General features: G+C 55.3%; 11 protein-coding genes. 7 read left to right on the plus strand and 4 right to left on the minus strand.

What is annotated here, in order from left to right; genetic code table 11:
* Positions 1-408: 408 nt before the first annotated feature.
* Together NG346_RS10225 and NG346_RS10230 are read left to right on the plus strand one after the other, a co-directional pair.
* Positions 409-576, plus strand: coding sequence for a hypothetical protein (locus tag NG346_RS10225; protein ID WP_262279161.1), 168 nt, complete (start codon positions 409-411; stop codon positions 574-576).
* 356 nt (positions 577-932) lie between these two features.
* Positions 933-1,490 carry a C40 family peptidase gene (locus NG346_RS10230; protein ID WP_262279160.1) on the plus strand — a complete coding sequence of 186 codons (558 nt, stop codon included), beginning with the start codon at positions 933-935 and terminating at the stop codon, positions 1,488-1,490.
* A gap of 132 nt (positions 1,491-1,622) precedes the next feature.
* Here NG346_RS10230 and NG346_RS10235 read toward each other — a convergent pair whose 3' ends face one another.
* Positions 1,623-1,976 carry a hypothetical protein gene (locus NG346_RS10235; protein WP_262279159.1) on the minus strand — a complete coding sequence of 118 codons (354 nt, stop codon included), beginning with the start codon at positions 1,974-1,976 and terminating at the stop codon, positions 1,623-1,625.
* A gap of 292 nt (positions 1,977-2,268) precedes the next feature.
* Here NG346_RS10235 and xylE point away from each other — a divergent pair, with 292 nt between their 5' ends.
* From xylE to NG346_RS10260, 5 genes are all read left to right on the plus strand, one after another.
* Complete coding sequence (gene xylE / locus NG346_RS10240) at positions 2,269-3,741, plus strand: D-xylose transporter XylE (RefSeq protein ID WP_262288688.1); 1,473 nt, start codon at positions 2,269-2,271, stop codon at positions 3,739-3,741.
* A 138-nt stretch (positions 3,742-3,879) separates the two neighbouring features.
* The gene (locus NG346_RS10245) at positions 3,880-4,173 is read left to right on the plus strand and encodes an HU family DNA-binding protein (RefSeq protein WP_262279157.1); all 294 of its coding nucleotides are present in this window, start codon (positions 3,880-3,882) and stop codon (positions 4,171-4,173) included.
* 282 nt (positions 4,174-4,455) lie between these two features.
* Positions 4,456-4,971: an HU family DNA-binding protein gene (locus NG346_RS10250; RefSeq protein ID WP_262279156.1), complete on the plus strand. Its 516-nt coding sequence runs from the start codon at positions 4,456-4,458 to the stop codon at positions 4,969-4,971.
* 81 nt (positions 4,972-5,052) lie between these two features.
* Entirely contained in the window at positions 5,053-5,190 is a 138-nt protein-coding gene (locus NG346_RS10255) for a hypothetical protein (protein WP_262279155.1), read from the plus strand.
* Positions 5,147-5,680 (plus strand): hypothetical protein, encoded by a 534-nt coding sequence (locus NG346_RS10260; RefSeq protein ID WP_262279154.1) that lies wholly within the window; start codon positions 5,147-5,149, stop codon positions 5,678-5,680. The genes NG346_RS10255 and NG346_RS10260 overlap by 44 nt, the downstream gene beginning before the upstream one ends.
* A gap of 531 nt (positions 5,681-6,211) precedes the next feature.
* Here the strand turns inward: NG346_RS10260 and NG346_RS10265 are convergent.
* From NG346_RS10265 to NG346_RS10275, 3 genes are all read right to left on the minus strand, one after another.
* Entirely contained in the window at positions 6,212-9,223 is a 3,012-nt protein-coding gene (locus NG346_RS10265; RefSeq protein WP_262279153.1) for a ligand-binding sensor domain-containing protein, read from the minus strand.
* 267 nt (positions 9,224-9,490) lie between these two features.
* Entirely contained in the window at positions 9,491-9,739 is a 249-nt protein-coding gene (locus NG346_RS10270) for a hypothetical protein (protein ID WP_262279152.1), read from the minus strand.
* Between the two features lie 72 nt (positions 9,740-9,811).
* A complete protein-coding gene (locus NG346_RS10275; protein ID WP_262279151.1) occupies positions 9,812-10,882 on the minus strand; it encodes a YncE family protein in 1,071 nt (356 codons plus the stop codon).
* Between the last annotated feature and the right edge of the window lie 52 nt (positions 10,883-10,934).

Here is a 10,934-nt window from a genome sequence, read left to right on the forward strand (position 1 = left end):
TCCTGCACATCATAGTGAATTGATAAGAATGTGGAAAATATAGGCAGCTTCGCTGCCTTCTTTCTCATAATTCTTTTTAATCCTGTCGATAGAATAATTCTCTCATTCTCAAATTCTTGATAAAATAGTCATAGAAACCATTCGCTGAATAGTTACAGCCCTTTCTGCTCCGATACGTCCTTATTTCTCATTATAGATAAGGTCAAGCCCTTGCCGTCTGTAATAGAGGAATTTGTGGTCGTTTGATATAACTGCTTTATTTTTTTGCAAATATACAATACGTTCCTGAACAATCCAAGAAAACGCAAGAAAATGAAAGAAAAGTGGGACAAACAGTACCACGTATCGTTTTTTTTTCGTATATTCGCAGAGTAAACAACAATGTATGACAACCAAAACCAAACAACTATGAACACAAGAACCAAACAACTGACTGCAAAGGAGCGACTGTACACCGGCAAGCACCACGGACGCCATATCGACGAGGACTTCGAGCACGACTGCCTCGACGGAGACAACGGCGAGACGGGCGGCTACGACACTTTCGACGACAGCAACGTGAGAAGGAACGATTGAAAGCCTTGACGCTGTGAGAGATACGTCCTCAGAACGGACACGCCTGCCACTCTGAGGACGTTAAAATCCCAAAAAAGACCTTAAGGAAAACAAGAACAATGTTGGGGAAAAACAAGCGAGAAAAAGAGCTAAACAGTTGATATAGGTCAAATAAGCGCACCCTGCTTCATCTGCACATTTAAGCATTTTCGTGCAAAAGAGTGTGAACACACATTTTCATTTCTCATTTATTTTTCTTATTTTTGTGTCAGTATAGAAATTCAGACCGCCCTTTTCGTGCAGGATGCGCGCCTTGCGCGGCCGGTTTCTTCAAAACGATCATTTACCAACCCCTATACAGAAAAGGAGACATATACATGCACATCAAGAAACTCGTCACCCTCGCTTCCATGCTTGTGGCCTTTGCGGTCACTCCCGTCTTTGCCGGTACAGGCACCCCTGAGAACAGCTCAGCCACCAATGAGGCCATGATACCTTATATCCTGCCCGACGAGACGGACCACTCAGAACTGGAAGCGCTGTTCTGCGTGACGGGTTCCCAGATCATCGACAAAGCCAAGGACTATATCGGCCGCCCCTACCGCCGTGGATGCATGGGGCCATACGCCTTCGACTGTTCCGGATTCACGAGCTTTGTCTATAAGGCGCTCAACATCCGCCTGGGGCGCAGCAGCCGCGACCAGTGGCGCGAGGGACTGGCCATCACCGACCGCGACGATGTGCACGTGGGCGACCTGGTGTTCTTCGGCTCGTCGGCACGCATCAGCCATGTGGGCATCGTGGCTGAGGTCGAGGGCAACGGCGACTTCAAGTTCATCCACGCCTCCTGCTCCAATGGCATCACGATCTCTGATATCAACGAGCACTACTACGGCAACCGCTACCAGGGAGCAAGACGTATCCTCAACAACTAAGGAGCACAGCGCCCGTGGCGTGGCCGCTGTGGCATGCGTCGGGCGACGCGCGACGAGTGGACTCACGAAATGCCTCCTTGTTGAATAATCTGACATTTTTCCGCCCGCGTGACGGCGTTTTTCTGTAGCGGGTCATGTGCGAGGCCGAAATTCGCCAATTTCGGCCGTTTTTTTGTATATGACTGAAAGACAGGAAGATACAGTTTTTCCACCTCTTTGCTGTTCACGAGCCGGCTGCTTTTCCGTGTGTTTGTGGCGTACTGACCAGCGAAAAAGCCTTTTCAGGGTCATCATCTCGGCGAGATGATTCGACCATCTCGCCGAGATGGTCAGGTCATCACGCCGAGATGATCGGGTCATCACGCCGAGATGATCCCCACATCGGGCCGGTTTGGCTCTGAAAATACCCGTTTCGGCCTCTTCACGCCCCGCCGGATTTTCTGGAACGGACAGTCGCCATGCATACGTTTTGTCCGCTTCTTTCATGTTGTCCCCGCCTCTCTGACTCTCCGCATCCATGACCGTCACGGCGGGTCTTCGACGGCGGATGTCACGTGCGTGGAAGGAATCTGTGAGCGGAAAGAGACTGCCACGGGGAAGAGACAACCACGGGAAAAGCATGAAGCCGCGGCCCGCAAGGGGATTTTTCCACGCAATGAGGGGAAAATGAAACATAGGATACACCATTAAGTAACAAACGACAAAATGCGTCTCGGAAAAAATCCGTATCTTTGCAACCACAAAGACAAGAAAACAAATAACTAAGAAAACCTAAGATATGGAAAAACAATCGCAACAAGGGGGTAGCCGTGCCTACCTCATCAGCATTGTCATGGTGGCAGTGCTCGGCGGCCTGCTCTTCGGCTACGACACCGCCGTGATCAGTGGTGCCGAGAAAGGCCTCCAGGCATTCTTCAAAGGTGCCAAGGACTTTGAGTACAACGACTTCCTCCACGGCTTCACATCGTCCAGCGCCCTCATCGGCTGCATCATCGGCTCGGGACTCTCAGGACTCTTCGCCTCGCGCTTCGGCCGCAAGCGCTCACTGATCTTCGCCGGCATCTGCTTCTTTCTCTCGGCCTGGGGCTCAATGACGCCTGAGACCTTCGGCCTGCTGCCCTACGGCAAGCCGACATGGACACTGCTCGTCGTCTTCAACCTCTACCGCGTGCTCGGCGGTATCGGCGTGGGCATGGCATCGGCCATCTGTCCGATGTATATCGGTGAGGTGGCTCCCTCACGCATCCGCGGCATGCTCGTCAGCTGGAACCAGTTTGCCATCATCTTTGGCCAGCTCGTGGTCTACTTTGTCAACTTCCTCATCCTGGGCTCTCATGCCAACCCCGTCTACGATGCCGCCGGAGCCATCGCCAACATGGCCGACGCCGAGTGGACGATCACCACAGGATGGCGATATATGTTTGGCAGCGAGATGGTGCCGGCCGGACTCTTCGCCCTGCTCATCTGCTTCGTGCCCGAGACGCCGCGCTATCTCGTCATGGTCGGACAGGACCAGAAGGCGCTCGCGATACTCAGCCACATCAACGGCAGCGGCGAGGCACAGACAATCCTGAAAGACATCAAGGCCACCATCACCACCAAGACCGAGCGACTGCTCACCTACGGCTGGATGTGTATCTTCGTCGGCATCATGCTCAGCGTGTTCCAGCAGATCGTCGGCATCAACGCCGTGCTCTACTACGCTCCCCGCATCTTCCAGGACATGGGCATGCAGAGCCCGATGGTGCAGACCGTGATCATGGGCGTTGTCAACATCTCGTTTACCCTCGTCGCCGTGTTCACCGTGGAGAAGGTGGGGCGCAAGCCCCTGCTCATCTGGGGGTCCATCGGCATGGCGATCGGCGCCTTCGGCGTGGCGCTGACCTTCGGCAATGCCGCGCTGAGCATCGTCACGATGGTGAGCATCATGGTCTATTCGGCCAGCTTCATGTTTTCGTGGGGGCCGATCTGCTGGGTGCTCATCGCCGAGATCTTCCCCAACACCATCCGTGGCGCCGCCGTGGCCATCGCCGTGGCCTTCCAGTGGATCTTCAACTTCCTGGTGAGCTCGACGTTCGTGCCGATGTTCAACATGCACCTACAGGCCGGCGACAACTTCGGCCACTGGTTCACCTACGGCTTCTATGGCCTGATGTGCGTGCTGGCCGCCCTCTTTGTCTGGCGCCTCGTGCCTGAGACCAAGGGCAAGACGCTCGAGGACATGACAAAACTGTGGAAGGGCAGACGCTAAGCGACGGCACCGGCGTGGCGCAGCGCCATATATATAATAAGGTGGCAGCGGAATGCGCCACGGCCGAAAAACGAAGGAAGGATTGTAGGCTGAATGCAAAATAATGATTACCTTTGCACCAATCAACCATTTTTTATCATGAACAGAACGCAACTCACCGATGCCGTGGCACGCTCACTGCAGGTGTCGAAAGCGCAAGCCGGCAGATGCATCAATGCCGTGCTGGGCGCTATCGCCGACAATCTCACCGATGGTGACCACGAGGTGGCCATTCCCGACTTTGGACGGTTCTTCGTCAAAAACGTGGCCGAAAGACAGTATGTCAGCCCGGCCACAGGAGAGAAAATCACCGTGGAAGCACATGAACGCCTTGTCTTCAAGGCTTCGGACTATATGAACTACTATTCCAGAAAACACGCCGTCGACAAGTGACACGACGCGCTGAAGGCTGGCTCTCTCCCCTATCCTACCGCAACAGCTCCGTGAGCACACGGGCTGCTGCGGCTTTTTTTATGCCCGAAAAAGCAAGCATGACAGTCATATATCAGCGAATAATCAATAAAAACACGCAATAACACGCCATAACTGACAGAAACATGCAACCTCGCTGCCGGGAAGCAGTAACTTTGCAAACGTAAACACAAGACCTCACCTACCCTCCTAATAAGAGACCGAGGCAAGAGGAACCTGTTTTAATCTTAAATTTTTAGTATTATGTCAGTTTATTATCGTTTGTATCAAAACAAGTTGAAGAACAGCAAGGTCTACGGCAAGTATTTTGCCCGCGCCGTCCACACCGACATGGTGGACCTCGACGACATCGCCGAGATCATCGAGCGCAACTGCACGCTGAAGCGCTCCGACGTGAAGGCCTGCCTCACCGAGCTGGTGGAGGTGATGCGCGACAAGATGCAAAGCTCCAACAAGGTGCGCATCAACGGCCTGGGCATCTTCAAGATCAACGTGAAGTCCACCGGCGTGGACGCGCCCGGCGACTTCAAGGGTTCGAACATCATGGGCTACCGCGTGAACTTCGAGCCAGAGCACACCATGATCAAGGCTAAGGGCGTCGACGTCGACGGCAAGCCGACCAGCTCGCACGTCAACAGCTATTATCTCTTTGAGGGCATCTCGGCCAAGCGCGCCAGCCTCTTCAGCGAGAATGCCGGCTCGGCCGAGGGCAGCAAGAGCAGTGCCACCACGGACGACAACAAGGGCGCTAACGCGTAGTAGCCTCGCCTCCCGCCCCCTCTCCAACGACAAGGGGACGGGAGGCCTCTCCAACCACATTATCTAAGAAACACGAAAAACATGAAAGTAAACCAAATCATCCGGCTCCTGGGCCTGCTGGCCAGTGTGCTGTCCACTGTTATCAACTATGCCAAGAGTTTCAAAGACGACGACGATGAGGAAGAAAAACACAACGAAGATTGTCCCAAGGGGAATTAGAAACAACAATCCGCTCAACATCAGACGCGGACGGACGCGATGGAAGGGCATGTCGCCACGACAGACCGATCCCGCCTTTTGTCAATTCAGCGAGATGCGCTATGGATTGCGGGCTGCCTTCGTCGTGCTGCACTCCTATGTGGCACGCCACCACCTCCGCACGCTGCGGGCGGTGATATACCGGTGGGCACCGCCGCCGGAAAACAATTCCGCGACATATCTCGGCTATGTCTGTCTGCGCACGGGTTGGCTACCCGACAAGCCGTTGCCGCCAATGGACGCGGCATCTGACTTCTGGCCGCTCCTCGTCGAGGCAATGGCCGAGGAGGAGTGCGGCAAGGATGTCATGAGCCGCGGACTGCTGAAACACGAGACGGTCGTGGAGGCGTACAGCCTCACCCCCTACAGCCTCACCCCCTTGCCCCTCTCCAAAGGAGAGGGGAGTAAAATGCTTCAAGTGATGAGAAGCACTCGTAAGGAAAGAATCTGAGAGACGTGTGAAACGTGAGAGCGTCTGTAAGGAAAGAAAGATGAGACGTGAATAATGAACGCTCGCTAAGAAGCTAAGAAAGCAAAGGTACACTCCTTATTTATAAGGCCTGTTACATATGTGTAAGATCCTTTTTTATAAGGGCTGTTACATGTATAAGATTCCTTATTTAATAAGGGCTGTTACATGTATAAGGTTCCTTATTTAATAAGGGCTGTTACGTGTATAAGATCCCTTATTTATGAGGTCTGACATGTAAGATCCTTTGCGGACTTAGCCTCTTGGCGGGCGTTTTTTGTGAGTTCCTCACATGACCGAGGAACAGACTCTCACCTTCTTTCCTTACAGACGTTCTCACGTCTCTCGCACCTTCTTTCCTTACAGACGTTCTCACGTTTCACACGTCTCTCACCTTCTTTCCTTACAGACGTTTCTCACGTCTCTCGCACCTTCTTTCCTTACGAGTGCTTCTCATTTCTTGAAGCATTTTACTCCCCTCTCCTTCGGAGAGGGGCAAGGGGGTGAGGCTTATTATTGGTACGCGCTTGGCGACAGTCCGTATTTCTTAGTGAAGCAGCGGGTGAAGTATTTCGGATCGTTGAAGCCCACCCGGAAGGCAATCTCCGAGATGTTGCGGTTGCCCACGTTTTCCCTGAGGATGCGGCGTGCCAGGTCGAGGCGGTAGTCGCGGATAAACTGGGTGGTGGTCTCTCCCGTCTCGTCGTTGAGTTTCTTGCTCACCGTGGCGCGGCTCATGCCCAACTGATGGCAGAGTTGTTCCACGCCGAATGACGGGTCGCCATAGTTCACCTCCATGATCGTCATCACCCGATCCATGAACGAATGCACGGACTGCTCCATCTGCTGCTTGTCGGCCTGCTGCGTCTTGGCGACACTCTGCGTGTAGCGCTTCTGATTGTCGAGAATCGTCTGCACGCGCGACTGCAGCTCGCGCGGGTTTTCGCTCTCCTTGAGTGCCGTCTCGATGGGACGGTAGAGCCGCTCGGCCTCGCGGTTGCGCATCAAGGCGAGACGGCGGCGGTAGGACCAGACGGCGGCGAGGATGACGGCCGCCAGCACGAGGAGCATAAACCACCAGCTCTTATAGAAATAGGGAGTGACCACCACGTCGATGGCGATCGTCTTCAGCGGACGGCCGGCGACAGTGCTGCCGTAGGCCACCTCGAAGCGGTAGCGACCGGGCGGCAGCGTGGAGTAGCGCACGCTGTGCTGTCCGGGCTTCAGACGTATCCAGTCGTCCTCGTAGCCGCGCATGCGATAGCTGTAGATCTCGTCGTGGCCACGGCCATAGTCCAGGGTCGAGAACTCGATGGCAAACGAGCGGTTGCTCTCGTGGAGACGTATGGTGCGTGCCCGCGCGATGTTTTCCCTGAGGATCAGCGTGCCCGCCCTGACCTCCTCGTTGTCGACAAAGAGACGCGTGAAACACAGATGGGCGGCGGCGGCCGGCGGCCGGTTCAGTCCCATGAGTGCCGTCAAACCATTGCACGCGCCGAGGTAGACAATGCCCTGGGGGGAGAGAATGGCCGAATTGAAATAAAACTGTGAGCTGGCCAGACCGTCGGCCTCGGAAAAGTTGTCGAAGCTCTCGTCCCTGACGTTCATCATCGACAGGCCATGGTCTGTGGTGATCCACAGCCGTCCGGCACGATCCTCGGCGATGCCCTTCACCGCATTGCTCGGCAGACCGTCGGCGGTGGTGTAGACCCGGAAGCGATAGTCACGGCCACGACGCACGGCGCGGTAGAGCCCATAGCCGTTGCTGCCGATCCACAGCGTGCCGTCGCGCCCCTCACAAAACGCTTGTATCTTCTCCAGTATGCCGCTCTTGGGGTCGTCGAGCTTGTAGGTGTAGTGGCGGTGCCGGGTGAACACCAGGCCGCGGCGCGAGGTGAGGTCGACCTGTATCATGCCTTGCTGACAGCCGATGAAGAGCTGGTGGTCGCGTGTGATGACGCTGCCGATGCAGCCGTTGACCATGCGGTTGCCGGGGAAGGGATCGGTGAGCACGCCACGGCGGAAGTCATAGAAAAAGACTCCGACATTGCTGCCGACCCACAGCCCCTGGTTGCGCTCATCGACGGCGAGAGCACCGGTGAAGTCGAGCATGCGCTGCATGGGCCTCTGCAGCGACAGAGGCCGGACGGCCGACGGATGGCGCAGGTCAAGCGAGCAGACTCCCCCACCCCATGTGCCAATCCACAACGTGTGGCCGGCATGGTCGGCGGTGAGTGTCGACACGCTGTTGTGGGGCAACGCGGAGTTGGCGGTGGTGTAGTGGGTGAAGACATCGGAGCCGGGTGCCTTGCGGTTGAGCCCACCCTCGACGGTGCCTACCCACAGCGTGCCGTCGGGCTGGGCATACATCGCGTTGACACAGTTGGGCGAGATGGAGCCGGCGTCGACAGGGGAATGGACGTAGTTGACCAGACTGAGCAGACGCGGCGACAGCTTGTTGATGCCGCCTGACTCGGTGCCGATCCATATCTGCCCCTGGGAGACCAGGAAGCAATTGACAAAGTCGCTGGTAAGCGGCAGGTCGGCCGACGACATGCCGTAATGCTCGATGCGGTGGCTCCGCGGGTCGTAGACATTCATGCCGCCGAGCGTGCCGATGAACAGTTCGTGGTCGGCGCCGACGGCGAAGCTGGTCACAAGATTGTGTGACAGGCTCATGGGCGACATGCCGTGGGAGAGATGTGTCTTGCCGGCGTCGTTGATGTAGATGCCGCTGAAGGTGCCCAGCCACAGATGGCCCTGATAGGGTATGATGGCGAAGATGCTGCCGACGATGGGGGCGAAGCACGCGTTGCGGTTGTGGGCGACGACACGGTCGCCCTGCACCGAGAGCTGCGCGATGGAGGTGTCGTAGCCCAGCCATACGTTGCCCTTGCCGCCGACATCGTAGAGGGCCACGTCGGGCGCGTTGAGCCGGTAGGGCATGGCGGCGATGGCCGAAACGGTGCCCGACGTGTCGAAGGAGAGGCGGTAGAGATGGCCGATGGTAGCCACCCAGATGTTGCCGACACCGTCCTTATAGGTTCTGATGCCGCCCTCACGGAGCGCCTGGCGCAGTCTCCTGGTCAGTGCCGGCGTGGCGCACGGAGGCTGCTGCTCCTTCATGGCATCGAGGCTCAGCACGCCCGTGTAGTCGTCAAAGGCTATCCACAGGCGGTGGTAGTTGTCCTCCACGACATTCTTGCAGGAGTGGCTGCGCAGCAGGTTGCCGCCCCACTGCCTGCTGTCGAAATAGTCGAAGGTGTAGCCATCGTAGCGTACCAGGCCACCGGCACGGCTGCACACCCACACGAAACCGTAGCTGTCCTGATAGATGTCGTCGACAAAGTTGCTCGGCAGACCATTGTTCATGGCCAGCACATCGAGATGATAGCGCTTGGGCTGGAAAGCGCTGAGCGTTGTCTCACCGGCCAGCCAGATGACGGTCAGGGACAACAGACGGAGAAATGAGGCAATGCGGGATGACGCAGTGCGCAAAGATACAATATGAGATGATGTGTTCAAGGCGGAAGGTCTTCTTTTTAAGATTCTTGTCGCAAAGGTAATAAAAAAACAAGAAAGTACCAAAAGAGGACTCTGTTCTTATGCTGCCGCCAAATTTTTCTATCAGAAAAAAGAATATCAACGGACTGCCGGGATATGTTGCCGGCCTGTCCGTTGATACCCTTGATGTTAGCCTGCTTTATTCATGAATATCATATTTCACATGAATGTCTGTGAATCATGCAGGCTTTATATTTATATATGGTGTATCGGCTTACTTGTAAGCCATTATTTTCTCACCACTTTCTTTCCGTTGATGATCACCACGCCCTTATAGTCCTTGCCGACACGCTGTCCGGCGAGGTTGTAAGCGTCACCATCGTGAGCCTGAGCACGGTTCACGCTGACAGCGGAGATAGCTGTCGGAGCGTCGCTCTTGCTGATGGCTGCCAGTTTGCGGCTGCGTCCGTCGTAGACACCGTTGAAGTCGTCCATGAGGAAATAGCCCGGCGTGGTCATGCCATAGCCTTGCAGCATACTACTCCCCCTCTCCCTTTGGAGATGGGTATGGGGTAAGGCCGGAGCGGCTGTAGGTGTGCGCCTTACTCCTTATTTATATGCCTCAGCGAAGAAGCGGATGTTCTGAACCGAGTAGCTCATCTGCAAGCCACCCTGAAGTAGCTTACCACTGTTGTCGTAGATATAGAGTGAGCTGGGAGCCGTGTAGCTCGGGTTATCGATGACAAAGATACGACCCGACACAGGATCCACGTTGACCTGCTGCGGAGAGGTGAACGCGCTGTGGTCGAGCTGTGTTGTCTTGCCGTCAGCGAGGCTGTAGCGGAAGAAGCTCTTCACCGACAGCGTCCAGTTGGCGTCATAGCCCGTGAGCAGAGCGACAATGCTGTTGTCTACCTTATCATAAGCGATGGCGGAAGCCTTCACGCCCGTGTTGGTTATCTTGTCCGTTGTGGCATCGATGCACTGCAGGGCACCGTCCTGGTCGGCGTGATAGGTGCTGACGAAGTACACCTTATTGCCCACTGCCACGCTCTGGTTATAGGGGTTGAGCTCGCAGTCGAGCTCCTTGGTCTTCTTGAAACTCTTCAGGTCAATGACCGAGATGCTCTTGCCGGAGTTATTGTATTTGTAGTCCGACATGTTGACGTAGAGTTTGCCGTTGGCCACAGACATCGCCTCGGGATAGCCACCTACTTTCACGCTGTCCGTGAGGTCACCATTGGTGAGTTTATAGATATAGCCGTTGTAGGCAGAGACATAGACATGATCATAGTCGGTAGCCAGATAGCGGAACTGAGCGCCGGGCTTGAGAATAGCCTTCTCCACCTTACCCTTCTCGTCGAGCACCTCTATCTTAGACGATGTGGTGCTGGCGACATAGAGCTTATGATAGAGTGGCAGCACATCCTGCGCGTCGCCGACGAGCTTACCGTTGGCAGTCTTATAGATGTCGGTGTAGGAGTATTTGCCGCTGTTGTCCGCATCGATAGCACCAACGGCACCGTTGTTCTGTCCCCAGTTGCCGGCAGCGGCTGCGAAGATCGTGTGGGAATAAGTCTCCCAGTCGATGGCCGTGTTGTTATCATCGTCACTGCTACAAGCGGTGAACATCCATGCTGCAGAGAGGAGCAGCAATAGTGAATACAATTGTTTTTTCATACTTTCGTTTTTATGATTGATAATTATAAGATTTCATGCATAGCCCCACCCC

Origin of the sequence: Hallella absiana (assembly GCF_025457485.1) — a bacterium.
Lineage (GTDB): Bacteria > Bacteroidota > Bacteroidia > Bacteroidales > Bacteroidaceae > Prevotella > Prevotella absiana.